The organism is Brevibacillus sp. M2.1A (assembly GCF_013284355.2).
GTDB lineage: Bacteria > Bacillota > Bacilli > Brevibacillales > Brevibacillaceae > Brevibacillus.
Genome location: NZ_JABSUY020000001.1, coordinates 992,341 through 1,018,291 on the forward strand (window position 1 = coordinate 992,341; position 25,951 = coordinate 1,018,291).

The window sequence follows — 25,951 nt, forward strand, 5'->3', positions numbered from 1 at the left end:
TCTAATTTCATAAAAAGTCAATCCGATGATGTTCAGGGAATTCCCTGATACACTTTCTTTTATGGAAACTTTACAATAACGTTAGGATGATTGTCTCAAAAGGAGGAGCCATGGGTACGTCGAGTGAAGTGCTTTCCCTGATGCAGTCCATTTTTGCCAACGTCAGCGATGCGATCCTGGTGATTGATCAGGAGGGACGAATCGTAAAGGCCAATGCTGCGTTTGAGCAGATGACGGGCTGGACAGAAGAAGAGCTGATTCGAGATAAACATATTTGCGAGCTGTGTCTCGGAATGGCAACGTGTATGGAAGAAACGAGCTGCACGGATTGCTTTTTTAAGCGCGTGCAAATGCCTTCATTCGAAATGAGGCTCCGAACGAAATCGGGTGTGGATTACCCTGTCGCTGCCAGCTCTGCGAGACTAGAGGATGAATCGCAGGGGAAGCTGGTCATGATTTTGCGTGATATGTCTGCGCAACAGCGAGTGGAAAAAGAGCGCTATCAGTATAAGCTGACGAATTTTGCGATCCAGGCACAAGAAGAAGAAAGAAAGCGCATCGCCCGAGAGCTGCATGATGGCGTAGGGCAGGCGCTTTATAGTATTTTAGTGGGACTAAACGTAGTCAGACAACGGGAATTGAGCGAGCCAGTTATGCAGCATGTCACGGAACTGGTGAATATGACTTCGAAGGCGATGGAGGAAGTGAAGCGCATGGCGCTGGAGCTGCGTCCGTCTGCACTGGACGATCTCGGTTTACTGCCTGCATTACGTTCGTTGATGAAACGGGTAGAAAAGACGTTTCATATCCAGGTGGAGCTGCATGTTCAGGGGGAGAAACGCAGATACTCCGCTGCGATGGAAACAGCACTGTACCGGATTGTACAGGAAGCCATGACTAATACGGCAAAATACGCAAAGGCGAGCCATCTAGGAATCATGTTCGAGAATCGGGAGAAGGAAATTGTCGTCACGATTGTGGATGACGGCGTAGGGTTTGAAGTAGAGAAAACATTGAACATCGGCAAAGGTCTCGGTGTGTTTGGCATGAAGGAGCGTGCCCAGCTGCTTGGTGGTACCGTTGATATTCGCTCCGCACCCGAGGAAGGAACGACGGTGATCGTCCGAATTCCGGTGCCGAAGGAGGGGGTAGAGGATGAGCATTCGCGTCTTGATCGCTGATGATCATGCGATTGTACGCTCTGGGCTGGGGATGCTGATCAACGCCCAGGAGGACATGGAAGTCGTCGGTTATGCAGCTGACGGAAAAGAGGCATGTGAAAAAGCATGGGAAGTCCGTCCCAACGTCGTTCTGATGGATTTGAGCATGCCGCCTGGGGAAAACGGCTTGACGGCAACAGCCAGACTGAAGGAAACGGCACCAGACATTCAGGTGCTTGTACTTACGATGCATGATGACGAGGAATACTTGTTTCGGGTACTGCAAGCTGGTGCTGCCGGCTATATTTTAAAAAGCGCCCCAGACCTCGATTTGATCACGGCGATTCGCTCGGTCAATCAGGGCATGGCCTATTTGTATCCATCTGCGACGAAATCGCTGATCGAGGAATTCCTGCAAATGGTCAAGAACGGTGAGGAGCAGGCCAAGTACGACATCCTGACAGATCGGGAAAAAGAAGTGCTGGTCTTGATCGCAAAGGGCTTCAGCAATAAGGAAATTGCGGAGCAGCTCACTGTTTCCGTCAAGACGGTAGAATCGCATAAAGCGCATATTATGGAAAAGCTCCACCTGCGCACGCGGCCTGATTTGGTGCGGTATGCGATTAAGAAGGGCTGGCTGGATTTTGAGTAGATATGGATTTGGTTTGTATTTTGTCGATTGGATTTTATCAAAATCGCTGATGGAAAATTAGGCGTGAAAAACCTGAATAACGATGATTCCTGTTCATCCGTCTGCTATTATTCCGATTGATATTGCCAACATAGCTGATCACAAATATCAACAATGGCTGTTGAAACCGTAATGTTTCTGTTGTTACAACCGGGGAAGTTGCAACTGCGGTTGAAGAGCAAAAATCAAGTGAATAATCGGTGAAAGCAAATAAGACTCGCTAGCTGCGAGTCTTATTTGCTTTCAGCCGTAACAGAAAGTTTCCATTGTGGGGGAGTAGTTCGGTACTCTAGCACTAATCATAAAGACCCTATTTTACAAATTCACTAGATGAAAGTACACGTCAACGCAATGATATGTTATTATTTATGAAAAATGGGTAATAATTCCTTTTTATTCTAACATAAGTATCACATCTTCCTCACATTATGCGCTGAAATAGAACATTTAGAACCCTTTTTGCGTCATAACAAACAGAGCCAACTATCAAAAGAAGGGTAAGTGGTCATCAAATGAAAAAAAAGGTATTTATTGGTGCTGCACTGGTCATAATTGGTCTCGTGGCTGCGCTTGTAATAAATCAGAGCGGGGCTTTGTTTTCTACGATGAATTACAAAGGTGCATTAAGTCAAAACACTCCTAACTATCCAATAAACGAGCAGGGACAAACTTATGGAGAAGGACCTTACCCTGTGGGCACAACACAAGTACCAGATTTAATTAGTGCAACTGGTGAAAATGGTGTCAATGGATATGTAAAAGCCTCTGATTTGAATACAAATGTTTCTTCACCTGAAGAAGCCTATGCTTACCAGAAATCGATGGAGGAGCTCGGTTATAAATCAATACCTTTGTATAAATCAGATGGCAAAACTGTCATTGGAGAATTTAGACTGTATTCTTCAAGAAGGGATTAATGTAACACAACATAAATCCAACTAAATATGGTGAGGAGAGCGAAAAGTGAAAAAGAGCAATATCTTATTAGGCTCAGCTTTGTCATTGTTTCTGATAACCACACCAGCATCCGCAGACACTTCTTCAGATCCGTATAATGTAACGGTAAAGGGAATTGACTATTCGTTTACATCTGCAGTATGGGAGCGTTTTGGGACGGGTGGACGTGATGATTCAGTGGAAGCCGTTGTCTCTATCGATACCGCTCGGAGTGTACCTATCGGTTATATGGGTGGACAAGCATTTCTGTATGATGATAATGGAACTTTGAAAACAGCAAGTAGTATGGAGTACAATGACTCCAAAGTTGCAGGTTGGATTGGATATTCCCCTCGTATAATAACTCCTGGAAGATACTATGCCCAAAGTAGAGCGGAGTTCTATAATGGGAATGGATATACCAAAGTGACTGGATATAAATCTCCCAAACAAGAACTAATAGGGTCTTCTTTTGCAAAAGAAACTGAAACTTCACCAATTATAGAGGAATTGCTATCACGGGATGAATACGATGTAAACGAGAACGGCGAAACTTACGGTTCTGGATTGTCTGAAGAGTCAGTAGGCGAATTCCCAGATCTGATTTCTGCGGTCGGCACAAATGGGGAAGAAGGGTACGTACGAGCAGAGGATTTAACCCCAAAAGTCAAGACAATTCAAGAAGCGCTTGAACAGAATCACGATAAGGGCAATGTTCAAATTATCCCCCTTTATGACGTGGATGGAGAAACTCAAATTGGAGAATTTGAATTGATCTCCAATCATGAGGCAATCGAGGATAAAGAATAAGAGACTTGAAAATAAATAGGCCAGAGTGCTGAAACGCTCTTGCTACAACAAGTCCAAGGACGACCCCCATACGGGGTCGTCTTTTTTTGTGTCGAACCTGTGACCAAAAATGGTCATAAAACGGTCGAAATCAGGGGTTTCCCGGAACATTTTAGGGGATTTCCCCGAATTACTTCCAAGGGGTTCCAGCGTTAGAATGAAGGCGTGAAAACTACACCGCGCCCATGAGGCACGTAGGAAAGGAGATGAGCGCGATGGAGACGCAAGTTGACAAGGCGGAGAAAGGCAAGAAATTAAAATCCAGCAAGCTGCAAACGGAACAGGAAGACTTGAAGGGAACGTTTGTCGCGGTTCTGATCGTCGGAGGTATCATTCTAGTCGGTTGGTTGGGTGTATTCGGGCTTTTTCTGGATAGGGCGTAATAAGGAAGTAAAGGAGGGTACTTATGCATTTGCATCGATATGAAAAAATCTGGTTGATGCTTGGCGCAGGCGGTTTGGCCTTATTTATTGTATTGTTGTGCGTCAATGCGTTTGCCATGGGGATGGCTCCGCCAAGTAATATGGAAATGATTGATCCGGAGAAGGTTACGGAGACGCCTCCTTTTGATAAACCAGGTTTGAAACAGGTGGGGGACAACGAATACGACGCTTATATGACAGCATTTGCGTTCGGCTTCTCTCCGACCAAGATGGAAATACCAGTTGGCGCAACGGTGAATTTCCACGTTACGAGTCCAGACGTTATTCACGGATTCCAGATTCCAGAGACCAACATTAATTTCATGGTTCTGCCTGGACACATCAGCTCGGCGACACACACGTTTGACGAGCCAGGTGAGTATTTGATCCTTTGTAACGAATACTGTGGCGCAGGTCATCAGGTTATGGCGACCACGATTATTGTGAAATAAAGGTAGGTGAATCCTATGGTAATCGAACGGAAGATCGACGATAAACTCCCACATGTTCCGGTTCAGCGTTCTGCGGCAACGCTTAGTTTGGCCTATGTGTGGGTAGCTTATATTGCATTCGGATTGGCAGCTGTGGCAGGGATGGTACAGGGCATGGTTCGCGGTGGAATCATGGAACTGCCGAGCTGGACAAATTACTATCAAATTTTGACTGCCCATGGCGTGTTGATGGCACTTATTTTTACCACGTACTTCATCGTCGGATTTATATTCTCAGGAGTTGCCCGCACGACAGGTGGTTCCTTGCACGGAGCCGCTCTGAAATTCGGATGGGCAGGCTGGATTTTCATGACGCTAGGGACGTTGATGGCTGTTGTCACCATTCTGTTGAATGAAGCCTCTGTCCTTTATACGTTCTACGCACCACTGAAAGCATCTCCGTACTTTTACATTGGTTCTGCCTTGCTCGTAGTAGGTAGCTGGCTAGCTGGATTCGGTGTTTTTGCCAGCTATCGCAAATGGAAACGTGAAAATAAAGGGAAAACGTCTCCGCTCTTCCTCTACATGGGGGTTACTACTTACATCCTGTGGATTACTGCTACGATTCCTGTAGCGGTGGAGGTTCTGTTCCAACTCATCCCGTGGTCACTCGGGCTGGTGCCAACGATAAATGTCATGCTCAGCCGTACGCTGTTCTGGTTTTTCGGACATCCGCTCGTTTATTTCTGGCTATTGCCTGCTTATATGGCATGGTATGTATGTTTACCAAGAATCATTGGCGGTCACATCTTCAGTGACTCGCTCAGTCGACTCGCTTTTATCTGCCTGCTGTTGTTCTCGATCCCTGTCGGGTTCCACCACCAATTGATGGAGCCGGGAATCTCACCAGCTTGGAAAATGATTCACGTTACACTGACGTTGATTGTTGTAATCCCATCACTGATGACAGCATTTTCGATGTTTGCCATCTTTGAAACGACTGGACGTAAAAAAGGCGGAGTTGGACTTTTCGGTTGGTTCAAGAAACTGCCTTGGACAGACGTACGTTTCTTTGCTCCTTTTGTAGGGATGCTGTTCTTCATTCCTGGCGGAGCTGGGGGAATTATTAACGCAAGTAACCAGATTAACGCGGTCGTTCACAATACGATTTGGGTTACCGGTCACTTCCACATCACGGTAGGGGCAGCTGTTGCGCTCACCTTCTTCGGTGTCACCTTTTGGCTGATTCCAGCATTGACCGGACGGAAGTTGACCAAGACTGCGAATCGGATGGCAATGGTGCAAACGGTATTCTGGGCAGTAGGAATGTTCTTGATGTCGCTCGCCATGCACACAATGGGCTTGCAAGGAGCGCCACGACGCACAGACTACACAACGTATATGGATCACCCGTTAGCTCTGGGCTGGATGGATTACCAGCGCGTGATGGCTTTCGGTGGAGGACTGTTGTTCGTATCTGCGATTCTCTTGATCCTGATCTTGCTGTACCTGACGTTCTACGCACCAAAAGGGAATACAGAATATCCGATTGCCGAGACAGAGACAACGCAAGAAGTTCCAAAAATTTTGGAACGCTGGCCAGTTTGGATCGGATTGGTTGCCTTCCTGATTATTCTCGCGTACGGTTATCCGATTTTGCAACAAATTCAGCACCAGGCACCAGGCTCGCCGCCTTTTGTAACTTGGTAAGACGATACGTACGAAAAAAGCCGCTCATTCCGTTTGGAAGCGAGCGGCTCTCCTTTTTTAAAAAAACTCTAGCGCTGCCAATTCGGTAAAGGCAAGAATCAGATACCCAATTGCCAAAAGCCATAGGGCGAGAATTCTGAGGTCTTCCTCTTCAAATGGCATACAACTCCTCCTTTTTCTCTTGTTAGCACAGCATATTCAAGAGGGAGGGCATTGGTTTAGCTTATGGCTCGTATATCATCTTGCGAGTCATTCCGCCATCTACAATCAGCTCAGTACCCGTAATGAAATCGTTGTCCTTTTGCGTCAAAAATAGACACGCACGGGCAATATCATCGGGTGTTCCTACGCGACCTGCCGGATGCTGGGCATGATCACCGGGACGAAGAGCGGCATAATCGCGGTGTTCAATCCAGCCGGGAGAGATCGCGTTGACCCGAATCCCATCGGGGCCGAGTGAGACACCAAGCGCATGTGTTAAGGATAAAATACCTCCTTTGGAAGCCGCGTATGCCTCCGAGTGTGGCTCAGACATATGTGCCCGCGTCGAACAAAGATTAATGATTGCGCCTCCACCATGGCGACGCATGATTTTGGCTGTTTCTCTCGATGCGAGAAAAACACTTCGCAAATTTGTGTTCAAGATATGGTCCCATGCTTCCACGGTCAGTTCATAGGGAGATTCCCATACGGACAAGCCCGCGTTGTTGATTAAAACATCGAGCCGCCCCCAGCGTTCATCGACGGTTCTCATCAACTGTTCGATTTGCGCTGGTACGCTGACGTCGATGTGCTCGAAGTGTGCCGTGCCTTTCACTGCTTCTGTTGTGTTGATTAGCGAGGCCGTTTCTTCTCCCGCTGCGCGATTGTACTCGGCGATGACGACATGTGCTCCTTCGGCAGCATACATGGTGGCCACAGCCCGTCCGATGCCTTGGCCACCGCCAGTGACGATGACAATGTTATCCGTGTATTTCATCGAGAGTGCCTCCAAACAATAGGGTATGAAGCAAAATGTAAAAATTAATTGCAAAATGTTTGTAACGATAATAAAGTAAGTAGTATCTTTTTAACAGCGTACTATACCGTATGGAGGAGATTCAACCATGAATTCAGAACTGAAAATTACCGCTGAACAGGTAATGGAAGCCCGTCACAGCGTGCGTAAATACGACCCGAATGAAAAAATTCCACAAGGCGAGCTGAACGAAATCCTGCGTCTTGCAGCAAGTGCGCCATCGTCTTGGAACTTGCAGCATTGGCGTTTTCTCGTCGTGACCGATCCTGCTATCAAAGAAAAACTGCTCCCAATCGCTTACAACCAGCAGCAGGTAGTGGATGCTTACGCTACGATCATCATTCTCGGCGATCTGGAGGCTTACAAGTCTGCTCGCCCTGTTTATGATGAAGCATTGGCAAAAGGTTACGTTACAGAGCAAGTACGGGAGACCATGATCGCGCAAATCGAAGGGGCTTACAATAACAACCCGGAAATCGCGCGCGATGAAGCAATCCGTAATTCGTCCTATGCAGCGATGCAGCTCATGCTGGCGGCAAAAGCAAAAGGATACGACACGTGCCCGATGGGTGGATACAACCGTGATGCGCTCATTAAAGAGCTGAACATCCCATCCCGCTATTTGCCAACACTCATGCTGACTTTGGGGAAAGCAAGCGTGCAAGCTTATTCGACTTCCCGTTTTGGTCTGGATCAGTTGGTCATTCAAAACAGCTTCTAATATCGTGTACTAACAGCAAAAAACTCATCCACGCCTCATTTTCAATGCGGCAAGGGTGAGTTTTTTTGCAATATCTTCTCCAGGAGAGCAACCCGCTCTTCCTGCCTTATTGATTCGCCAACAACGGTAAATCCACCATAATCGATGTTCCTTGACCAAGGGCACTGCTAACCGAAAACCTCCCGGCATGGAGTTGAATGATCTCTTTGCAGATTGCCAATCCCAAACCACTGCCGGAGAGCTTGGAGCGCCCCTTGAAAAACTTTTCTGTGACATGTGGCAGGTCTTCCGGGTTAATGCCTTCACCAGTATCCGTGACGGTGACAAGGAGCCTATCGCCTGACAAAGAAGCTGCGATGACGATCGAGCCATTTTGTGGCGTGAATTTTAACGCGTTGTCCAATAGATTCACAAATACTTGCTTCAGCCGATTCGGGTCTCCCATAACTATGAGTGGAGTAGGGGGAGTCTCCAGTTTCAACTCGATTTGTTTGGCGTTGGCACGTACTGAAAATTGAAGATGCAAATCATGAAGAAGATCCCGGACATCCATACGTTCTCGAGACAATTTCATCTCACCGGATTGAAACTTCGAGAAATCGAGTAATTCCTCGACCAGACCAATCAGACGATCTGTCTCCTTGGAGATGACTTCCAGACCGAGCATTGTCTCTTCAGGTTCTTCCAAACCACCCGAAATGAGTGTTTCGCCCCACCCTTTAATCGACGTAAGTGGGGTACGCAGCTCATGGGAGACCGAGGAGATGAAGTCATTTTTCAGTTTTTCGTTTTTCCCTATCTCCGTTGCCATGTAATTGAAAGTATCTGCGAGGGTTCCTACCTCATCATCGAATCGTTTTGGTGCGCGGACAGCGAAATTTCCTTCCGCCATTTGTTTGGCCGCACTCGTTAAATCTTCAATAGGGTCGACGATTCGTTTTGCCATGAGCAGGCTGAGTGCAAAAGCAAGGACGACTACGCCTGTCCCAACGCCAGCGCCGTACAAGGCAATGCGATTTACTGCTTGATAGAGCGGTTCAGCAGAGATCGTGTACCGAAGAACGCCTACAAATTCTCCGCTGTACGTAAGCGGATTGGACACCGCGATGACACGCTCCCGCGATTGTGGACTTTTCCCGATGTAGAGACCACTTTGTCCCTTGAGCGCATCCATGACGTCAGGGGTATTGATGATCTCGCTGGTCTGAAAGCCGTAGGAGTTGAGAATGACTTTTCCTCCCGGGTCCAAGACCTCAATTTTGGCGTATTCCTGATTCGAAACATTCTCCAAAATGTAACGTGCTTTGTCTTTTAACCGATAGCCAGTGGCGTACTTGTTAATAAAATTGGTGAAGGTCGTGCTGCGGGTCACTAACGCTTCGGTCGCAGTCCCGATGTAATATGTATGAACGGCCCAGTAAAACAGTCCTTCCAAAAGCAGCACGATCAGAAGGAGGATCAGGCCGAAATGAAGAACCAGCCTACTCTTAATGCCTTTCATCTGGGACGTCCTTTCGCCACAGGTAGCCATACCCCCAGACAGTCTCCAGGAAAGCTGGATGAGCCGGATCGTCCTCGATTTTTTGCCGGATTCGGCGGATATTCACATCAACGATTTTTAAGTCCCCGACAAAAAATTGACCCCAAACTGCTGTCAAAATCTCGTCTCGACTGATGGCTTTGTTCGCATTTTCAGCGAGTAATTTGATGATGGCAAATTCTTTTGGCGTGAGGTCAATTTCTTGTTCCACCCGAATCAGCTTCCGTTCATCTAGCAATAGCCTGAAGGGGGCAATGTTAATTTCATTTTTGTCCTCAGCCTCAGGAATGGGTGTCAATCTTCGTTGCAACGCTTTGACACGGGCCAGCAGTTCCGCAGGGCTAAATGGCTTGGAGACGTAATCGTCCGCCCCGAATTCGAGACCCATGACTTTGTCCAACTCCTGGCTTTTCGCCGTCAACATAATGATCCCGAGGCGCGGATATTTTTTTCGTAGCTGCCCGCATACTTCGAAGCCATCAATGCCGGGGAGCATGACGTCGAGAATCGCGATGACGATGTCCGATTGTTGATCTGCGAGATCAAGTGCCTCTTCTCCGGTCCCAGCCTCGATTACCTCATAGCCCTCGCGCTTGAGATTGATGCGCACAAAATCCCGGATGGATTTCTCGTCTTCCAGTAATAGAACCTTCATAGGGCAAATCTCCTTGATAAGGATTTACTATTTCACTTTTATTCCCGGCTCGTCACCGGTTTGTAGAGCTGACGAACCTCCTCTGCGGTAAGCTGCATGGATCGATATTCTGCGAGCGCAGCTTTTCCAAGGGTAGGTGTCGTTTGCGGTAAAATGGCGATCAAGACTTGTTTTCCCTCTTCCTTCAGCAAAATGTAGGGAACTTGCTTTTGCTTCAATCCGCTTTCAAATTTGGTCCATTCGTTTTGTGGAATGCTTTGCAGCGTTAGTAATTCTGCCTTATTTTTCCCATTCGCACCGTAATATTGGAATCGGACAAGAAGTGGATTCGTATCATGGTTGATGGAGATGGTGTACTTTTCGCCCCATTTTGCCGGAATCTTGAGGTCAAAGCCCTGTGTATAATTTTGATAATGATCCTCGATGTGTTTCAAGCCCGTTTTCCCGTCCCATTGGAAGTAGGAGGACACCCAGGGGATTTCTGCCATGGCCAAATCCTCTGTCCCAGCGGGTTGTATCTTTGTGCCGATCTCGATGATGCCATCACCGTTGATATCTTCACTTTCCAAAGAATAAGGCTTGAAGGTCAGGTCCATCTCTCCTTCTATTTTTGCCAAAGGGTTGGACAGTTGTCCATTGTCCCAGAGGAGTAGTTCAGTGGAAGCAGAGTGAGCACCTAATCCAGCATCAATAAATAGTGCGTTTCGGGCTGACGAAGCTTTTCCGATGATAGCCTGATAGTAACCATTCACATATCCGTCAAGGGCTATCTCTGTCTTTTTGGCGATTGTTCCATTCGCCGCCCCGTACAACTCGGCTTTGGATGTGAAGTTATTTTTATCGAGAACAACGAGAGCGAGATCCGCGTGATCATCTCCTGTCAAATCGCCTACTGCCATAATGGTATAGGGCTGCTTCATTAATTCCTGGGTCATATTATTCGCTAGCGAATAGATGGAGAGCTCCTTGTTTAAATCTTCGCCGCCTCCCATTCCGATCAGCATTTCTGGAATTTTGTCCCCTGTGAGATCTTGAAAGGAGACGTAATCCAATTCGCTGCCGACTCCAGTAAAGGAGGAGAGCTTTTCCCAGTTTCCTTGCTTTTGGGTAAGCACAAGCACACCGATTTCATAATCGGTTTTTTCGGTTTTGTAAAAAGCGACGACCTCTGCAACTCCATCTCCATTTAGGTCCTGTAGGGAGACGGCACTGGCTTCTGCGGGATGAAGAGGAACAGATAATTGTGACCCAGCCGGCAAAAATTGCATGACGGCCTGATTGATTGATTTTTGATCGCCGTCTGCTGACGGGGCGCGCATCAATTCATTGGGTGTATCTGTGAGTCCGCAACCGCTAACAAGCGAGGCGCAGAGTGCTGTCGTTACGAGCCAAGCCTTTTTCATTTCAAATGTTCCTTTCTGTTGCTGCATCCATTTGACTATATTGTAGCTTGCCCATCCCGCAAATTTGTTGCAAAACGGTAAAAAAACCCGTTTTGGAGCTTTTCAAGAACGAACGAACATGCTCTAAGCTACCTTATACAGGAAAAAAGTGCGAGAGAACAGGGAACATTTTACTAGCAACAATTGACCTAGCAAATTCGTTTAAAAATGTAGGATAGGAGTTGGATGTTATCTATACGAAGGAGGAGAATAGGATGAAAGCATGGCACAAAACGATGGCGGCAGTTCTTTGCAGCGGCGCGGTTCTCATGGCTTCAGGCGTTGGGGCTAACCCGGTTCAAGCGAGCGGCACCCAGTCGCAAGCGTACGCGCCGGTAGTCTTATTGCAACCAGAGCAAAATATCCCGTTCAACATACAATTTGCCGATGGATTTGTGGCAAAAGTAACGAACACAAAAACAAAAGCGACGAGTACAGTAGATATATCGGACAATAAGGCTACGTACGTGAAGCAAGGGATTTATCATGCCAATGGAAAGTTGCAAAAGGCAACCAATGGATATACGCAAAAGCTGGTGGAGCTGGTGCCATTCCGGGATGCGAAAGGCAACCTGCGTTACATGGGCAAGCAAATCTTGTGGGGGCTGAATACGGAGGATCGCCTGGCGGTGGCGACCAGTGTATGGAACGTCGTCGACAAACAGCCGCAGCTTTTACAGGTAACGGTTCAAAAAGCAGACTGGGACAATATGCCGTCGCCAGATGTGACGATCAATAGCGGCTTCAGTATGAGCAGCGATAGTACCTTTGTCCTTGATACGAAGTATGCAGACGTAACGGGAGACAATATCAAGGATCTGATTTTGCTTGTAGGCGATAAGATGGGCGTATCGATGAATCAGACGGCTCATAACCTGCGTGTCGTAGTTCGCGAAGGGAAGGATAATCAGCAGACGTTTATCTCTGTAGGAAAACGTGACAGTGGTATTCTTCCGAAGCTCGCCATCACGGATGGCAATGTTGATCAGGTAAAAGACATCCTCGTCACGATGCCGACTGCGACAGGTCATGTGTACAGCCAGCTTACGTGGAAAGACAATCGCCCGCAGCCAGTCGTCGAGCAGGGGAAGTTAAATGATCGTCAGTCGTACCAGCCAGTCATTGGGGTTTATGGTGAAGCAGTTGGGATGAATAAGGCGAAAAAACAATAGTGGAGTAGGCGTGGACGAATCAGTCAGAGTGAAAACTGGCTGATTTTTTTGCCTCTTAAATCGTAATAATTACGTTTTGTATTGACTTTAGATATTTTGACGCGTTATGATAACCAACAAATCGTAATAATTACGTTTTAACAAACTGAAAAGGAGATCTAGCATGAGCATAAACGAAAAGAAAATCCCTGTCACAGTCCTGAGCGGGTACTTGGGAGCAGGCAAAACGACGCTACTGAACCATATCCTGAACAATCGGGAGGGGCTACGAGTCGCCGTGATCGTTAACGACTTGAGCGAAGTAAACGTAGACGCCTCTCTAATTCTCGCAGGCAGTGGTCTGTCACGCGTGGACGAAAAGGTCGTGGAGCTGTCGAATGGTTGCATTTGCTGCACCTTGCGAGAGGATTTGCTGATGGAGGTAGAGCGTCTGGCTTTGGAAGGACGGTATGACTACATACTGATTGAATCGACGGGAGTAGGCGAGCCGGTTCCTGTCGCCCAGACTTTCACATACGTAGACGAAGAAAATGGCATTAATTTGTCGTCCTTATGCCGCCTGGACACGATGGTAACCGTAGTGGATGCGTACCGCTTCTGGTATGACTTTTCTTCCGGCGAAAACCTTTTGGACAGAGGGCAGGCAGTTGGCGCAGAGGATACTCGTGAGGTCGCGGATCTTTTAATCGACCAGATTGAATTCTGTGATGTGTTGATTCTGAACAAATGCGATCGCGTCGCTCCAGACGATTTAATCCAGCTGGAAGCCGTTCTGCGCAAGCTACAGCCAAAGGCTCGCTTCATCCGCGCTGTTCGTGGGCAGGTGGACCCGCAAGAAATTTTGAATACCCATCTGTTCGACTTCGAGACTGCCAGTCAATCAGCGGGATGGATTGCTGAGCTGCAAAAGGAAGTGCATACACCTGAGACGGACGAGTACGGAATTTCCTCCTTCGTTTATCGCAGTCGCAGACCGTTTCATCCAGCCCGTTTTGAAAAGTGGTTAGAGGCTTGGCCAGAAGAAATCGTGCGTGCCAAAGGCTTTTTCTGGTTGGCGACACGAAATGACGTGGCGATGACACTCAGTCAGGCGGGGCCATCCATCGAAATCGGAACGGCAGGCTATTGGACAGCAGCGTTATCGGCAGAAGAGCAACAAGCCATTTTGGTAGAGGACCCAGACTGGCAGCAAACATGGCATCCCGTACATGGGGATCGAACCACAGAGCTCGTCTTTATCGGGATCGATCTGAACCAGGAGCAAATCGTGAAGCATCTCGATGCATGTCTCCTGAACGATGAGGAATACGAGGCGGACTGGAGTAAGCTGCCCGATCCACTCCCAACAGCAGATGCTGTAATCGAGACGACATTGTAACCAAAAAAGAGGAGGCTGACATCCATGCGCGTGAACATTACCCTGCAATGCACTGAAACCGGAGATCGCAACTATATCACATCCAAAAACAAGCGGAATCATCCCGAGCGATTGGAACTGAAAAAATATTCCCCGCGACTAAAGCGCTATACCCTTCATAGGGAAACAAAGTGATTCCCAAAAAAATGTCTAAGGGCAATAGGCCCCGAGCCCAACACCTTCTACTCACCCAAACATAAAATGTACTTGTGTCTATCGAAAGAAAAATTCTCTGCAAGTCCTAGCTCTTAAACAGGAGAGGGATCGGTATGAAAATCGTGATCATCGCCCCTGAGCAAATTCCCGTTCCCCCCATTCTTGGGGGGTCCGTCGAAATTACAATTCTGGCGATCGCCAAAGAATTGAGTAAGTGGCACTCGGTCTCGATCATCAGCAGAGCGCATTCTCGGTACCCAAAGTATTCTGTTATCGATGGGGTGCACATCTATCGCGTTCCTACCGGGAGTCCTGCGAAATATTTAACCCATGTGAAAAAAATCCTGAAAAAACGCCAATTTGACGTTTTGCAAATTGATAACCGTCCAGAGTTCGTCGGGCAGATTAAATCGATGTTTCCGAAAGCTACTGTCTCCTTGTATCTTCACTCGCTGACTTTTGTCAACTTTCCCCATACCAGTCGGGCAGAGACTTTGGCCGGGTTGCGAAAGGCAGACTTGATTATCACCAACAGCTCCTCTCTTGAAAGGCGACTTTCTGCTCGGTTTCCCAGTATGTCGAGAAAAATCCGGGTTGCATGGCTTGGCGTTGATACATCTCGCTTTTCCCCTATTCAAAAAACCTCTCATCCCCGTGCTTTCACTTTATTGTTCGCAGGCAGGCTTATTCCACGCAAAGGCGTTCCCGTATTGCTTCAGGCAGTTAAGCTCGTGAATAAACAGGTAAACCAACCTGTCAAAGTAATGATTGCAGGAGGGTCACCCACAAGCAAATATGCAAGGCAATTGCAGTCGCTCTCTCGTAAATTTGGCGTACATGCTGAATTCCTAGGTACGATCCCCCATTGTCATATCCATCGCGTTTTTAGAAAAGCCGATTTGTTCATTTGTCCTTCGCAAAAGCATGAATCGTTTGGACTTGTTAACGTCGAAGCGATGTCTTCCGGATTGCCAGTCGTTGCCTCGAAAAACGGGGGCATAAAAGAAGTGATTCAGCATGGCCGATCTGGATTGTTGATCAAGCAATATAAAAATCCGCAAGCCTTTGCCGATGCGATCTGTTCGCTGATCATGAATAAGCCCCTGTATTTGAAAATGAAGCAAGAAGCTCGTCAAATTGCGTTGGAGAAATTCAGTTGGTGTGCAACAGCCGATAGACTCAACCACATTTATGAATCTGAAAAAGCTTTACAACAGGATGAGACCCAAAATGAATACCATTGCACCGCTGCCGATTCCCATGAACGTCAAGATTTGCAAGAATGCAATGAAACCGGGCAAGGCGCCCAGCCGGAGCGAATGAAAGAGGAGCCAGCCATCCCGCAACCATTTGACATCGTCCACGATTGGAGTTCCTTTGATGATGACACCCAAAGCATCACCAGTACCGGGGTTTTCCAAAATTTTGCTGATCTATGTACGGAAAATGATGACGAGTCCGATGGGAGTAATGACTCCGCCGAAGCCACTTTCGATTTCTTTTCCGATATCGGCTATCAAAGGCTTGTCGATGCACTCATATACGGTTAACGAGAGGCCGATCAGGTTTTCAAGCTATAAATCCGCATAACCTGCTCGGCTGTCTGCTCCAAGAGCGAGGCGGCTTCGCGCATTGATTGATCTAGGGTCATCGGTTTGTTGGTGATGCCGACAACGGCAGAAACGCCTTTTTCATAAAGGGTGTCGATGCCATTTCCAATGGAACCAGCGAGGACGATGACGGGAATGCCGTATCGTTGCGCGACTTGGGCAACTCCACATGGCGTCTTTCCTTGGGCAGTCTGGAAGTCGACTTGTCCCTCGCCTGTGATCACAAGATTGGCTTTGTCCATGGCTTCCGCGAGTTCTGTCGTCTCGATCACAATCTCAATACCGGAAGTAAGCTGTCCATTCAGAAAAGCGAGTAGGGCACCGGCGACACCACCGGCAGCACCAGTTCCAGGCAAATCGTGAATGGCGATGCCACGGGTCTTTTCGATCAAGTCAGCGAAATGGCGCAAATGATCATCCAATTGCAGCACCATTTCCGGTGTGGCTCCTTTTTGCGGACCGAAAACGTGTGAAGCGCCATTGGGTCCAACAAAAGGATTGGTGACATCACACGCGATGACGAAGTGACAGTCAGCCAGTCGCTTATCAACCTGACTCGTATCAATACGGCTCAATCGTGATAATTCCCCACCTCCAAAAGAGAGTGGCTGGTCGTCTTGATCGAGAAGCACATATCCGAGAGCTTGGAGCATGCCAGCGCCTCCGTCATTGGTAGCACTACCACCCAGTCCGAGAATGAACTTGCGGCAGCCTTGATCGAGTCCGGCCGTAATCAGCTGACCAAAGCCAAAGGTCGTCGTGACAAGCGGGTTGCGATCTGCGGAAGAAATCAAGTAAAGACCAGACGCAGCAGCCATTTCGATCACACAGGTTGCACCGTCACCCAAAATGCCGAATTCAGCAGAAATGTCCTGTCCGAGCGGGTTTTTTACGGTGGCGGTCAGTATTTTGCCATCTGTGGCATCGACCAGGCATTGCATAGTACCTTCCCCGCCGTCAGCCATCGGTTTTACGATGAGTTCACTTTGCGGGAGTACGCGTTGAATCCCTGAGCGAATGGCTTCGCCCACCTGTTTGGCTGTTAGGCTGCCTTTAAAGGAATCGGGAGCGATGACAATTTTCATGAGGGTGTTCCTCCTATCAGTGCAGAGGGTATTTTTCCCATAATAAAAAAAGACTGTCTCCCGCGTCTATGGCGAGAAACAGTCTTGGTTGTGCTAGGCGTTCTTTTTCAACGCCATTCCTTCTGGCTGCGATGTTTTCGAGAAGAACATTTTCATCATTGGCGGAGTGACGATGGTCGTCAAGAGTACGACGACAATCAGGACGGCAAACATGTCTTGCGTGAGCAAATTGTTCTCCAAACCAATGGCGGCGATAATGAGTGCCACCTCTCCACGCGATACCATGGCTGCACCAATGGCCATCGAGTTTTTCCACGGGAAGCCCGTGATTTTTGCACCAAATGCACCACCGATGAGCTTGGAAACAATCGCGATGACGCTCAGGAGCACAATCAGTCCGAGATTTTCCAAGATGCCAGAGAACTGTGCCGTTACCCCGATCGAGGTGAAGAAGACTGGCACGAAAACCGCGTAGCTGATGGTTTCGACCTTGTGCGTTACTTCTGTCTTGTAATTGGTTAAGCTGATCGCAACACCGGCGATGTAGGAGCCGATGATGGCGGCAACCCCTGTATATTCAGCAAAATAAGCGAACAGGAAACAGATAATGAGTGCCGCTGAAATGACCGATTCTGTAACCTGCAACGGAGCAAATTTTTTCAAAACCCAAGGGACAACTTTCCAGGAAAGAACGATGACGATGGCAAAAAATGCGACCTTTTTCAAAATCACCATACCAAGATTAACATCGCCGCCAGCAAAGCTCATCAAGAAAGCGAGTGCCAAGATGACCAAAACGTCATCGATAACAGCAGCCCCCATGATCGTTGCGCCTTCCCTTGATTTTAGCTTGCCCAATTCCTTCAACGTTTGTACGGAAATACTCACACTGGTAGCAGAGAGCAACAGGCCGAGGAAGATCGCTTCAATGTTGGAGAGACCAATCGCAATCCCGGCACCATAACCGAGTGCAAGTGGCATGACAATTCCTGCGACACCTACGCTGGTTGAAGACTTGGCAGTGCGTTTGAACTCATCAATATCGGTCTCCAAGCCCGCGATAAACATGAGCAGGATAACCCCGATTTGGCTAATTTCCTTGAGGATTTCTGTGTCTGTGACTAGCCCGAGAACGGTAGGACCTAGAACGATACCGATGAGCAGTTTCCCCAAAACGGATGGCTGTCCCAGCCGCACGCTGATGTCACCGGCGATTTTGGAGGCGATCAAAATGACAGCCAGCTGAAAAATAAGCATCTGGTTTCCCCCTTTTTACGAAATAAAAAAGAGCCCGCAATCACAGCTTTCTTTTTGTCGGCTAAAAAAAGACAAAAAGAACCCTATGATGACAGGCTCCTCCAGTAACGAATCAAATATTCACTTAGAATACACAAATATTTTAACATAGCCAGCAGAAAAAGTAAACACTTGGTGACAAATGCTCCTCAGCGTGTGAAGATAGAGCAAAAAACGGAGGAGGAGCAGGCGTGGCAAAAATCAGCAAAGAGAATGCAGAGCATTATCATTGGGGAGATCAATGCGATGGCTGGTATCTGGTCAAAGGCCAAGACCTCAGCGTCATTCATGAGCGGATGCCCGGAAATACAGCAGAGGTGCGCCATTATCACGAGCGGTCGCGGCAGTTTTTCTTCGTGCTGTCAGGACAGGCTATGCTGGAAGTGGATGGCGTTCGTCATGTGCTGGGCAGGCAGGAAGGGGTAGAAGTGCCTCCGGGAGTCAAACACCAGATGAAAAACGAGGGAGCAGAGGATGTGGAATTTCTTGTGATCTCGCAACCGACAACAAGAGGAGATCGCATCCAAGCAAATTAAAGAGAGCCTGACCGTCAATGGATGCGGTCAGGCTTTTTTATGTGTCATGCTTATTTGAAATTGGTAAAATCGGATACTTGCGCGAAGAAATCTGCCAATGCATGTATTCCTTCGAATGTTTGGTAAGCAAAAATAGGCAAACCCACAATAAACAACAAAGCTTCTCCGATATATTTGGCGATCATATGATCAACCTCCTTTTGGATGTTCGTTACGCTACGCGATCCAAAACAAAGGAACCATATGTATCCATTTCGCCGTCTGTATGCTGGATGCGCCTGAAGAAACGAAGGCGCTGCGGTTGCCTTGCCGCCATTGGATAAGTCTCAACCAACAACGTGTTAATGGGAGGTCGGTACATATCCGTGACGTTCTGCGGTAGAGCCCGGTTTTGCAGGCAACACTGTCTGAGACAAAAAGCAGAAGTGAAGCATCCTACAAAAATCGCGACCAAGGCGAAGAAATCTTCCAGCGAAAACAGCAGCAATAGCATATCTTCCATGGCGATTCTCCTCCTTTCGTATTCATCATTCTACTCTTGTTCACAAAATCGTGCAATCCTGAAAGTTCATGAGAGCGAATTCATTGACAAACTACCAACTATTTCAATTTGTTAATCGATAGGTTGACGCGGTAGTTCCCAAAAGGAAGAAGGGTATCTAAAAAATGATTGAGGGCCTCTTGATCTGGAACATGTACCAACATGGTATAGCAGCCTTCTCCGCTAATGCGATGCGCTTCGACGATCTCGCTACGACTTTTGATAAAACGAGTGAAGAGAGAATGATCAGTAGTAGTCATGAACATCGTGACCAGAGCAGTGAGGAACGGGGCGATTTTGGCTTCATCAATGAGCGTTGTGTAGCCTTGAATAATCCCTTGCTCCTCCATTCGTCTAATGCGGTTGCCGACGGCTTGACCGCTTAGATGGACCTGTTCGCCGATGTCCTTCCACTGCAAGCGGCTGTTTTTTCGTAGCAAGGCAAGAATGGAGAGATCAATTTGGTCTAGCATGCGTAACTCCTTTCACGGCGAAAGTGGGAAGCCAGCAATCGTTTCGCGGCAACCGTTCACTGCCTTATACAATAAACGTACAACCATTATAACGGTAACGAGGAAAGGAAGAAATGACATGCAGATTCAGCTTGTACGACATGCTACCTTGCGTGTGGAATATGCAGGGCTGACATTTTTGGTCGATCCGATGTTTAGCTCCAAGGGCGAAATGCCAGCAGTACCAAATACGCCGAATCAGCGCCCGAACCCAGGAGTAGAATTGCCTATATCCGTGGAAGAGGTACTTGCTGGAGTCGATGCCCTCTTGGTGACGCATACTCATTTCGATCACCTCGATGAAGCGGCCATTCGCCTCCTCCCGAAGCATTTGCCTGTATTTTGCCAGCCACCGGATCTGGATAAGCTGATGCAGCATGGCTTCGAACAAGTCATTTCCATCGAAGAGGAGTATACATGGCAAGGGGTTCACCTGCATCGGACAGGTGGTCAACACGGAACAGGGGAAATTGGGCAGCAGATGGGGCCAGTATCTGGCTTTGTCTTGAAGCGAGCTGGTGAGCAGACGCTGTATGTGGCGGGGGATACGATTTGGTGTGAGGAAGCGGAGCAAGCTGTTGCAGCGTATCGTCCTGATGTGATCATCGTTTTCGCAGGTGCGGCCCGGTTCTTGACGGGAGACCCGATCACGATGACGAAGGAGGATATCGTCCATGTCGCAAATGCCGCGCCCGACAGTCGTATCCTTGTTGCCCACATGGAGACGTGGAACCATTGCTTGCTCAGCCGCCGGGAATTGAATGAATGTTTGCAGGAAAAACAGCTATCCGGACGTGTACATGTTCCGCAGGACGGAGAAATTATCTCTATTCATTGAGCGAATCGAATAAAAAAGAAAAAACAAAGCTCCGCAGGTGATAGCGGGGCTTTTGGCGTTGTCGAAAAAAAGGCTTATCCATCATTTGACAAACAAAAACGAACGTAATAAACTATTTTTACGTAAATGATTAATGTCATGAGGTGTTGTTGTGGCGCACGAACAACTGGAAACATATGTAGTCGAGAAGCCGGAACAGGCGATGGCGCTATTGAACCCGCTCCGTGCCGAGATTTTAAGCCGTTTGGCAGAGCCTGCTTCGGCAGCAGAAGTCGCACGTGGTATCAATGAAATCCCGCAGCGTGTCAATTATCACTTGAAGGCCTTGGAAAAAGTCGGATTGGTCAGACGGGTAGGGAGTCGACAGGTGCGCAATCTCGTCGAGGTGCTTTACTTGGCGATTGCGCGGACGTATGTGCTCTCGGAAGGACTGAACTGGGGCAACGATACCGTTCAGCAAATGAAGGATCAAGGGTCGCTGTCTCATCTGGTCCAGACAGCAGAACGAATCAAGCGTGATGCCATGCTCTTGCTGGAGCGCTCCGATCAAGAGGTCGAGGTTCCGAGCGCCTCACTGAATGCGAGTATTCAGCTAGCCAGTGCGGAACAGCGCAGTGCTTTTGTAGAGGAGTACGTCCAACTGGTGAATCAGCTTGTGGCGAAGTATCAGCCAAAAGAAAAGGGACAAGAGACGTATCAGGTGGTTCTCGCGGTTTATCCAAAACAAGGAGGAGACGAGGCATGAAAGCACAAGCTGCGGAGTCCAATAAGTCCAAACCCGTAATCGTTTGGGAAAGTCGAGTCCAGCCTCAAACCGACCAGGTCATTGCCATGCCTGCCCGAAACGGAAATGGGGTTGCTGTCGAAAGAGAAGCGGCTGTTCAGACATGGTCAGTGGGCCCGGCGAGTAATCCGGCAGTCGTGACGCAGGTTTCATCAGGATTTAACAAAAAATCAGTGGCGGTTCCACAAGCAATCAGCATGAGTATGGCCGCGTAAAAAACGCAGCGTAAACAAGCGAAGGAGGGTTTTTCATGAATCTCATTCCGGTAGTAGTCGAGCAAACGAGTTATGGAGAGAGGTCCTATGACATTTACTCCCGGCTGTTGAAGGATCGCATTATTTTTCTCGGCAGTGCCATCGATGATCAGGTAGCCAATGCAGTCGTAGCTCAGTTGCTGTTCCTGGCAGCAGAGGACCCGAAAAAAGACATTCATCTTTATATCAATTCGCCCGGAGGCTCTGTCACAGCAGGGATGGCGATTATCGATACGATGAGTTTCATTGCGCCTGATGTGTCCACAATCTGCACAGGGATGGCAGCGTCTATGGGTGCGATGCTTCTCGTAGCGGGAGCGCCGGGAAAACGGTACGCGTTGCCTAATGCAGAAGTCATGCTCCACCAGCCGTGGGGAGGCAGTCAAGGACAGGCGAGCGATATCAAGATCGCAGCAGACCGTATCATGCGACATCGCAACATGCTGTATACGATCATCGCAGAGCGTACGGGAAAGACAGTCGAGCAAATCGAAAAAGATGCAGACCGCGACTATTTCCTTACCGCCGCAGAGGCGCTTGAATACGGCTTGATTGATAAAGTGATCGAAAAATTGTAAAGATGGGGATAGAGAATAAAGTGGCTGCGAAGCTTGGAGTTTAGCGTACCGAATGTTTGAACCGTCAGGATTTATTCTGACGTTTTTTTCTGCACACGAACGTGTTTAAAGGATTAAGTTTTACCGACTTGTTCTAGGAAGTTGTTCAATTGCTCCATAGCGTTGTTAACATTCATAAAAAAGATATCGATATCCGTAACGGTATGCTTTTCAAGTAATTTCTCAGGTTTCGTAATTAATGTGTATAGATTTATACCTGTCTCATCCTGCTCTTGCTCAGGGTATACATAGATGAGTAGATCGTCAATTCGCTCTCTTAGCTCAATGATTTCATTTGCGGTAAGTTTTGCAGATATATGTTCTTCTGTCAACAAATCATTAAGTTGCCTTGTTAGTTGGGTTAATTTGCGATTCGTGTCAAATAATTTTGCGATGGTTTGTTCATTGTAGTGTTTTGCAAAGTAGAGAGAGATGATATTTTCTACACTTTCATAAATTTTCTTCCTGCCATTTCCTTGTTTATACCCACTTACATACATTTGAAGTGATTCCAATGTGATTTCTTTTCCATTAGCATTACCTAAAAAATCACTGATAGATCCTACGTATCTATAGTTATTAAATACATTTTCTGAGTAGGTGTATGCAACCATTCGGATTTGATCTTCACTAATGTCGGTTGTACCTTTATTGCATCCAGAGGTCACTAACACTAGAATCAAGGATAGCATGATTGGTATCTTTTTCATTATGTCGCCCCTTCATTTAATTATATAGAAAAGACTGAATTTTCCTACTTTATTAAGAAAACAGGTGTCCACCATAAAGGGGGACACCCAAATTTTAACATTATCCTTTCCAATATTCACCTGTAGAGGTGAGTGTATTTAAATACTTCACACCCGTGTTCCATGTTATATTAAAACCTCCACCGCCACCTGATACGTTACCACCTATCCCAGTAATTGAAGTGCTTGTCCAAGAATGGTCATATTGTAAATAGACCCGCTCTTTTTTGTTTGTTGTAACTTTTTCAAGTACAGCTGTTATTGTGCCATTTGTAACATATCGATCATTAATCCAAAAGCCAACACCTGCGTCTGTAGCGCGTTTTGCTAACGCTACCTTACCACGTTTTTTATCAGTTCTTGTATCGAAGTAAGCTTCTTCATCACCCAAGCCATTCCAGCCTTGGATGACAACCCCATCTACGTCTATTGGCATACTTCTTTTATTATCTGTATAAACACCTACGAAATCGTATGGGTCGCGTCCGACAAAACCTTCTTTCTCATCCCACTCCCAATATCCAACAAACACATATTGATCACTTTCATCATCGTAAACAATTCTATCAGTAAATGTTATCCATCCTTCCTCGTTAGATAATGCATTGATCGGTTTTCCATCTTCACCATCTGAATTTACTACCTTCAAATTATTGTATTTTTCTATTGTTATTTTCATTGCCTTATCAAAATCTTTCGTTTTTCTTACTTGCTCTCGTAAGTAATCTAATTTTTCGTTAAGTTTTTCAAGTTTTTCTTGTTTTACTGCTTTCTCGTATTTTGCATCAACTTTTTCAGCAAAAGCCATACTTGGAACAGTGAGCAATGACATTGAAAGTGCAAGAGGTGTAATTATCTTAGATAAATTCCCTAATATTAACTCATCTCCCTAATTATGGTATACACTTCATTTGTATTCTACTGTTACTTGATTGTTCGTTCAAGATTTTTTGAAAAATACAAAAATTACCTCGATTTAATCTGGCGGTTTTTTGTTTGCACATCAAATTGTTTGAAGGAAGGAGGAGCTGGGTATGAACAAGAGTATCAGATGACGGGAGGCACACCTTGTGAAAATCAGAACAAAAATCATCCTGGCTTTTGGTGTCATATTGGCAGTCATGTTCGGTTCAGGTACGTATATGCACCTGCAAATGCTAGAAATGAAGGCATCCTACACCCAGATTATCGAAGAGGAAAAATTATTGACGGATCTGCGTGAAATGCAGTTTATCATGACAGGTCGAAATAATGACGAACGAGCCTACTTGTTAACAGGCGATGAAGAATTTCGGATGGAATTGAAGGGAAAGGCAGCAAAGGTGGACAGCCTGTTTGCCAAAATGAACAGTTCACTAGAGTCTTCTCACCATCGTGAAAAAATGGAGGAGGCAATGGGACTGTACAAGTCCTTTCTGGAGTCGAGTGAGAAAGCGGTAGAGGCACAGGATAATGGGCTACATGAAGAAGCCATCGATCATCATTTCGGTCAGGAGCGGCAATCGAGATTAGCACTGGATTCGGTTGTGAGTGGATTGGTCGAAGAGGTGCGTAATGAAATCGAAGTAGATAGACAGGAGCTGGCGGAGAACGAAGGAACTTCGGCCATGATCCAGTTGTTTTTTAATGCAGTGGGAATTCTCGTCGCGATTGTGGTTGGCGGTTTTCTGATTCGCTCGATTGTGGCACCACTGCACCGGGTGAACAAACAGCTACATGATATCGCTGAAGGAAAAGGAGATTTGACGCAAGAGTTGACCGTCTCTTCCAAAGACGAGATTGGACAGTTGGCAGGGCTCATTTAACCGGATGCTAGCCAACTTACGAGAGCTGATTTCTCAGGTTCGTGGGCATGCCCAGCAGGTTGCAGCCGCAGCTGAACAACTGACAGCGAGCTCGAAGCAAACGAGCCAAGCTACGGAGCAGATCGCCATCACGATTCAGGAAATGACGGAAGGAACGGACAGGCAATCCCAAAACGTAGAGGAAAGTCAGCAAGAAGTCGAAGAAATATCCGCAGGCATTGAAAAAATTGCGGCACGTGCGCAAAGTGTGTCGGCTGCGGCTGCCAGTACCTCAGAGCTGGCGACAGAGGGGGATCGTACTATCCAGCAGTCGGTTTCCCAGATGAACGGGATCGGAGAAACGATGGAGAATTTGACTGCACTGGTAGGTGGTTTGGGAAAACGCTCCGAGCAAATCGGCCAAATCGTCGAAGTCATTACACAAATTTCAGGTCAGACGAATCTCTTGGCATTGAATGCTGCTATCGAAGCGGCGAGGGCTGGCGAGCACGGCAAAGGCTTTGCTGTCGTGGCGGATGAAGTGCGAAAGCTGGCTGAGCAGGCATCTGCATCAGCACAAGAAATCTCCCAACTGGTAGCGTCGATCCAGATGGAGACGAACGAAGCGGTCCTCACGATGGAAAAAGGCTCTCAAGAAGTAGCAGACGGGATGGGGGGCGTCGCAAGAGCAGGGGAAGCGTTCTCTCAAATTCGTGATGCTGTTGTTGGCGTGACGAATGAAATACAAGAGGTATCGACTGCTGCACATACCCTTACGGAAAGTACAGGCAAGGTCGGACAATCGATGCAGATGATCGCCACTGTCGCGCAATCGGCTGTCTCTCTGTCGGTGGGAGTCTCGTCTGCTACAGAAGAACAGCTTGCCTCGATGGAGGAAATCTACTCCTCGGCTGCATCGCTGGCGGGTCTCGCGGATGATTTGGAAAAACTGATAGGCCATTTCAAGGTATAAAGCTTCGCCACAGGATACACCCCTGAGAATCGACAGAATGATTCTGAGGGGT

General features: G+C 47.3%; 30 protein-coding genes. 19 read left to right on the forward strand and 11 right to left on the reverse strand.

Going from position 1 to position 25,951, the window contains the following annotated elements:
- Window positions 1–110 precede the first annotated feature (110 nt).
- From HP567_RS04905 to HP567_RS04935, 7 genes are all read left to right on the forward strand, one after another.
- Window positions 111–1,181, forward strand: a complete 1,071-nt coding sequence (locus tag HP567_RS04905; protein WP_229087904.1) for a PAS domain-containing sensor histidine kinase — start codon at window positions 111–113, stop codon at window positions 1,179–1,181.
- Window positions 1,156–1,812, forward strand: coding sequence for a response regulator transcription factor (locus tag HP567_RS04910; protein ID WP_012684149.1), 657 nt, complete (start codon window positions 1,156–1,158; stop codon window positions 1,810–1,812). Before HP567_RS04905 ends, HP567_RS04910 begins: the two co-directional genes overlap by 26 nt.
- Window positions 1,813–2,363: 551 nt before the next feature.
- Window positions 2,364–2,768, forward strand: coding sequence for a hypothetical protein (locus HP567_RS04915; RefSeq protein ID WP_173611846.1), 405 nt, complete (start codon window positions 2,364–2,366; stop codon window positions 2,766–2,768).
- A gap of 46 nt (window positions 2,769–2,814) precedes the next feature.
- Window positions 2,815–3,597, forward strand: a complete 783-nt coding sequence (locus tag HP567_RS04920; RefSeq protein ID WP_173611847.1) for a peptidase — start codon at window positions 2,815–2,817, stop codon at window positions 3,595–3,597.
- Between the two features lie 254 nt (window positions 3,598–3,851).
- Window positions 3,852–4,019 carry a cytochrome c oxidase subunit 2A gene (locus HP567_RS04925; RefSeq protein ID WP_173611848.1) on the forward strand — a complete coding sequence of 56 codons (168 nt, stop codon included), beginning with the start codon at window positions 3,852–3,854 and terminating at the stop codon, window positions 4,017–4,019.
- A gap of 23 nt (window positions 4,020–4,042) precedes the next feature.
- Window positions 4,043–4,510, forward strand: a complete 468-nt coding sequence (locus tag HP567_RS04930; protein WP_144618062.1) for a cytochrome c oxidase subunit II — start codon at window positions 4,043–4,045, stop codon at window positions 4,508–4,510.
- A gap of 15 nt (window positions 4,511–4,525) precedes the next feature.
- Window positions 4,526–6,199, forward strand: a complete 1,674-nt coding sequence (locus tag HP567_RS04935) for a b(o/a)3-type cytochrome-c oxidase subunit 1 (protein ID WP_173611849.1) — start codon at window positions 4,526–4,528, stop codon at window positions 6,197–6,199.
- Window positions 6,200–6,422: 223 nt separating this feature from the next.
- Here the strand turns inward: HP567_RS04935 and HP567_RS04940 are convergent, their stop codons facing one another.
- On the reverse strand, window positions 6,423–7,178 hold the full coding sequence (locus HP567_RS04940) for an SDR family NAD(P)-dependent oxidoreductase (protein ID WP_173611850.1): 756 nt from the start codon (window positions 7,176–7,178) through the stop codon (window positions 6,423–6,425).
- Between the two features lie 127 nt (window positions 7,179–7,305).
- Between HP567_RS04940 and HP567_RS04945 the strand changes: the two genes are divergently transcribed.
- Complete coding sequence (locus HP567_RS04945; RefSeq protein WP_173611851.1) at window positions 7,306–7,938, forward strand: nitroreductase family protein; 633 nt, start codon at window positions 7,306–7,308, stop codon at window positions 7,936–7,938.
- Between the two features lie 106 nt (window positions 7,939–8,044).
- On the opposite strand, the gene HP567_RS04950 is transcribed toward HP567_RS04945, so the two are convergent.
- Genes HP567_RS04950 through HP567_RS04960 form a run of 3 tightly spaced genes read right to left on the reverse strand, consistent with a single transcriptional unit; the run spans window position 8,045 to window position 11,536 of the window.
- On the reverse strand, window positions 8,045–9,439 hold the full coding sequence (locus HP567_RS04950; RefSeq protein ID WP_229087909.1) for a sensor histidine kinase: 1,395 nt from the start codon (window positions 9,437–9,439) through the stop codon (window positions 8,045–8,047).
- Complete coding sequence (locus HP567_RS04955) at window positions 9,426–10,133, reverse strand: response regulator transcription factor (RefSeq protein WP_173611853.1); 708 nt, start codon at window positions 10,131–10,133, stop codon at window positions 9,426–9,428. The genes HP567_RS04950 and HP567_RS04955 overlap by 14 nt, the downstream gene beginning before the upstream one ends.
- 38 nt (window positions 10,134–10,171) lie before the next feature.
- Window positions 10,172–11,536: a VCBS repeat-containing protein gene (locus HP567_RS04960; protein ID WP_173611854.1), complete on the reverse strand. Its 1,365-nt coding sequence runs from the start codon at window positions 11,534–11,536 to the stop codon at window positions 10,172–10,174.
- A gap of 254 nt (window positions 11,537–11,790) precedes the next feature.
- Here HP567_RS04960 and HP567_RS04965 point away from each other — a divergent pair, with 254 nt between their 5' ends.
- The 4 genes from HP567_RS04965 to HP567_RS04980 all read left to right on the forward strand — a co-directional run bounded on the left by HP567_RS04965 (window position 11,791) and on the right by HP567_RS04980 (window position 15,870).
- On the forward strand, window positions 11,791–12,747 hold the full coding sequence (locus HP567_RS04965; protein ID WP_173611855.1) for a hypothetical protein: 957 nt from the start codon (window positions 11,791–11,793) through the stop codon (window positions 12,745–12,747).
- A 163-nt stretch (window positions 12,748–12,910) separates the two neighbouring features.
- A complete protein-coding gene (locus tag HP567_RS04970; protein ID WP_173611856.1) occupies window positions 12,911–14,125 on the forward strand; it encodes a GTP-binding protein in 1,215 nt (404 codons plus the stop codon).
- Between the two features lie 24 nt (window positions 14,126–14,149).
- Window positions 14,150–14,299, forward strand: a complete 150-nt coding sequence (gene rpmG, locus HP567_RS04975; RefSeq protein WP_012684162.1) for a 50S ribosomal protein L33 — start codon at window positions 14,150–14,152, stop codon at window positions 14,297–14,299.
- A 134-nt stretch (window positions 14,300–14,433) separates the two neighbouring features.
- Complete coding sequence (locus HP567_RS04980; protein ID WP_173611857.1) at window positions 14,434–15,870, forward strand: glycosyltransferase family 4 protein; 1,437 nt, start codon at window positions 14,434–14,436, stop codon at window positions 15,868–15,870.
- Between the two features lie 11 nt (window positions 15,871–15,881).
- Here the strand turns inward: HP567_RS04980 and HP567_RS04985 are convergent, their stop codons facing one another.
- Window positions 15,882–17,015, reverse strand: a complete 1,134-nt coding sequence (locus HP567_RS04985) for a glycerate kinase (RefSeq protein ID WP_173611858.1) — start codon at window positions 17,013–17,015, stop codon at window positions 15,882–15,884.
- A gap of 93 nt (window positions 17,016–17,108) precedes the next feature.
- Complete coding sequence (locus tag HP567_RS04990; RefSeq protein ID WP_173611859.1) at window positions 17,109–18,272, reverse strand: cation:proton antiporter; 1,164 nt, start codon at window positions 18,270–18,272, stop codon at window positions 17,109–17,111.
- Window positions 18,273–18,502: 230 nt separating this feature from the next.
- Between HP567_RS04990 and HP567_RS04995 the strand changes: the two genes are divergently transcribed.
- Entirely contained in the window at window positions 18,503–18,847 is a 345-nt protein-coding gene (locus tag HP567_RS04995) for a cupin domain-containing protein (protein WP_173611860.1), read from the forward strand.
- A gap of 50 nt (window positions 18,848–18,897) precedes the next feature.
- On the opposite strand, the gene HP567_RS29815 is transcribed toward HP567_RS04995, so the two are convergent.
- The 3 genes from HP567_RS29815 to HP567_RS05005 all read right to left on the reverse strand — a co-directional run bounded on the left by HP567_RS29815 (window position 18,898) and on the right by HP567_RS05005 (window position 19,861).
- On the reverse strand, window positions 18,898–19,032 hold the full coding sequence (locus HP567_RS29815; RefSeq protein ID WP_012684166.1) for a hypothetical protein: 135 nt from the start codon (window positions 19,030–19,032) through the stop codon (window positions 18,898–18,900).
- 26 nt (window positions 19,033–19,058) lie between these two features.
- A complete protein-coding gene (locus tag HP567_RS05000; protein ID WP_173611861.1) occupies window positions 19,059–19,349 on the reverse strand; it encodes a hypothetical protein in 291 nt (96 codons plus the stop codon).
- A gap of 98 nt (window positions 19,350–19,447) precedes the next feature.
- Window positions 19,448–19,861 (reverse strand): Lrp/AsnC family transcriptional regulator, encoded by a 414-nt coding sequence (locus tag HP567_RS05005; protein ID WP_173611862.1) that lies wholly within the window; start codon window positions 19,859–19,861, stop codon window positions 19,448–19,450.
- Window positions 19,862–19,979: 118 nt separating this feature from the next.
- On the opposite strand from HP567_RS05005, the gene HP567_RS05010 reads away from it, so the two are divergent.
- From HP567_RS05010 to clpP, 4 genes are all read left to right on the forward strand, one after another.
- On the forward strand, window positions 19,980–20,738 hold the full coding sequence (locus HP567_RS05010; RefSeq protein ID WP_173611863.1) for an MBL fold metallo-hydrolase: 759 nt from the start codon (window positions 19,980–19,982) through the stop codon (window positions 20,736–20,738).
- A gap of 151 nt (window positions 20,739–20,889) precedes the next feature.
- Window positions 20,890–21,483: a winged helix-turn-helix domain-containing protein gene (locus tag HP567_RS05015; protein WP_007726169.1), complete on the forward strand. Its 594-nt coding sequence runs from the start codon at window positions 20,890–20,892 to the stop codon at window positions 21,481–21,483.
- Window positions 21,480–21,737: a hypothetical protein gene (locus HP567_RS05020; protein WP_173611864.1), complete on the forward strand. Its 258-nt coding sequence runs from the start codon at window positions 21,480–21,482 to the stop codon at window positions 21,735–21,737. Before HP567_RS05015 ends, HP567_RS05020 begins: the two co-directional genes overlap by 4 nt.
- A 35-nt stretch (window positions 21,738–21,772) precedes the next feature.
- Window positions 21,773–22,354, forward strand: a complete 582-nt coding sequence (gene clpP, locus HP567_RS05025) for an ATP-dependent Clp endopeptidase proteolytic subunit ClpP (RefSeq protein ID WP_007726172.1) — start codon at window positions 21,773–21,775, stop codon at window positions 22,352–22,354.
- 113 nt (window positions 22,355–22,467) lie between these two features.
- On the opposite strand, the gene HP567_RS05030 is transcribed toward clpP, so the two are convergent.
- The gene (locus HP567_RS05030; RefSeq protein WP_173611865.1) at window positions 22,468–23,103 is read right to left on the reverse strand and encodes a hypothetical protein; all 636 of its coding nucleotides are present in this window, start codon (window positions 23,101–23,103) and stop codon (window positions 22,468–22,470) included.
- A 100-nt stretch (window positions 23,104–23,203) separates the two neighbouring features.
- Window positions 23,204–23,950 (reverse strand): hypothetical protein, encoded by a 747-nt coding sequence (locus HP567_RS05035; protein WP_173611866.1) that lies wholly within the window; start codon window positions 23,948–23,950, stop codon window positions 23,204–23,206.
- Between the two features lie 262 nt (window positions 23,951–24,212).
- On the opposite strand from HP567_RS05035, the gene HP567_RS05040 reads away from it, so the two are divergent.
- Together HP567_RS05040 and HP567_RS05045 are read left to right on the forward strand one after the other, a co-directional pair.
- Window positions 24,213–24,947, forward strand: a complete 735-nt coding sequence (locus tag HP567_RS05040) for a HAMP domain-containing protein (RefSeq protein ID WP_229087912.1) — start codon at window positions 24,213–24,215, stop codon at window positions 24,945–24,947.
- Between the two features lie 4 nt (window positions 24,948–24,951).
- The gene (locus HP567_RS05045; RefSeq protein ID WP_229087914.1) at window positions 24,952–25,899 is read left to right on the forward strand and encodes a methyl-accepting chemotaxis protein; all 948 of its coding nucleotides are present in this window, start codon (window positions 24,952–24,954) and stop codon (window positions 25,897–25,899) included.
- Window positions 25,900–25,951: the final 52 nt, after the last annotated feature.

Bases quoted from the DNA above. Each gene is read 5' to 3' on its own strand.
- HP567_RS04905 (WP_229087904.1), top strand. From the start codon at position 111: ATGGGTACGTCGAGTGAAGTGCTTTCCCTGATGCAGTCCATTTTTGCC.
- HP567_RS04910 (WP_012684149.1), top strand. From the start codon at position 1,156: ATGAGCATTCGCGTCTTGATCGCTGATGATCATGCGATTGTACGCTCT.
- HP567_RS04915 (WP_173611846.1), top strand. From the start codon at position 2,364: ATGAAAAAAAAGGTATTTATTGGTGCTGCACTGGTCATAATTGGTCTC.
- HP567_RS04925 (WP_173611848.1), top strand. From the start codon at position 3,852: ATGGAGACGCAAGTTGACAAGGCGGAGAAAGGCAAGAAATTAAAATCC.
- HP567_RS04930 (WP_144618062.1), top strand. From the start codon at position 4,043: ATGCATTTGCATCGATATGAAAAAATCTGGTTGATGCTTGGCGCAGGC.
- HP567_RS04935 (WP_173611849.1), top strand. From the start codon at position 4,526: ATGGTAATCGAACGGAAGATCGACGATAAACTCCCACATGTTCCGGTT.
- HP567_RS04940 (WP_173611850.1), bottom strand. From the start codon at position 7,178: ATGAAATACACGGATAACATTGTCATCGTCACTGGCGGTGGCCAAGGC.
- HP567_RS04945 (WP_173611851.1), top strand. From the start codon at position 7,306: ATGAATTCAGAACTGAAAATTACCGCTGAACAGGTAATGGAAGCCCGT.
- HP567_RS04950 (WP_229087909.1), bottom strand. From the start codon at position 9,439: ATGAAAGGCATTAAGAGTAGGCTGGTTCTTCATTTCGGCCTGATCCTC.
- HP567_RS04955 (WP_173611853.1), bottom strand. From the start codon at position 10,133: ATGAAGGTTCTATTACTGGAAGACGAGAAATCCATCCGGGATTTTGTG.
- HP567_RS04960 (WP_173611854.1), bottom strand. From the start codon at position 11,536: ATGAAAAAGGCTTGGCTCGTAACGACAGCACTCTGCGCCTCGCTTGTT.
- HP567_RS04965 (WP_173611855.1), top strand. From the start codon at position 11,791: ATGAAAGCATGGCACAAAACGATGGCGGCAGTTCTTTGCAGCGGCGCG.
- HP567_RS04970 (WP_173611856.1), top strand. From the start codon at position 12,911: ATGAGCATAAACGAAAAGAAAATCCCTGTCACAGTCCTGAGCGGGTAC.
- rpmG (WP_012684162.1), top strand. From the start codon at position 14,150: ATGCGCGTGAACATTACCCTGCAATGCACTGAAACCGGAGATCGCAAC.
- HP567_RS04980 (WP_173611857.1), top strand. From the start codon at position 14,434: ATGAAAATCGTGATCATCGCCCCTGAGCAAATTCCCGTTCCCCCCATT.
- HP567_RS04985 (WP_173611858.1), bottom strand. From the start codon at position 17,015: ATGAAAATTGTCATCGCTCCCGATTCCTTTAAAGGCAGCCTAACAGCC.
- HP567_RS04990 (WP_173611859.1), bottom strand. From the start codon at position 18,272: ATGCTTATTTTTCAGCTGGCTGTCATTTTGATCGCCTCCAAAATCGCC.
- HP567_RS29815 (WP_012684166.1), bottom strand. From the start codon at position 19,032: ATGATCGCCAAATATATCGGAGAAGCTTTGTTGTTTATTGTGGGTTTG.
- HP567_RS05000 (WP_173611861.1), bottom strand. From the start codon at position 19,349: ATGGAAGATATGCTATTGCTGCTGTTTTCGCTGGAAGATTTCTTCGCC.
- HP567_RS05005 (WP_173611862.1), bottom strand. From the start codon at position 19,861: ATGCTAGACCAAATTGATCTCTCCATTCTTGCCTTGCTACGAAAAAAC.
- HP567_RS05010 (WP_173611863.1), top strand. From the start codon at position 19,980: ATGCAGATTCAGCTTGTACGACATGCTACCTTGCGTGTGGAATATGCA.
- HP567_RS05020 (WP_173611864.1), top strand. From the start codon at position 21,480: ATGAAAGCACAAGCTGCGGAGTCCAATAAGTCCAAACCCGTAATCGTT.
- clpP (WP_007726172.1), top strand. From the start codon at position 21,773: ATGAATCTCATTCCGGTAGTAGTCGAGCAAACGAGTTATGGAGAGAGG.
- HP567_RS05030 (WP_173611865.1), bottom strand. From the start codon at position 23,103: ATGAAAAAGATACCAATCATGCTATCCTTGATTCTAGTGTTAGTGACC.
- HP567_RS05035 (WP_173611866.1), bottom strand. From the start codon at position 23,950: ATGGCTTTTGCTGAAAAAGTTGATGCAAAATACGAGAAAGCAGTAAAA.
- HP567_RS05045 (WP_229087914.1), top strand. From the start codon at position 24,952: ATGCTAGCCAACTTACGAGAGCTGATTTCTCAGGTTCGTGGGCATGCC.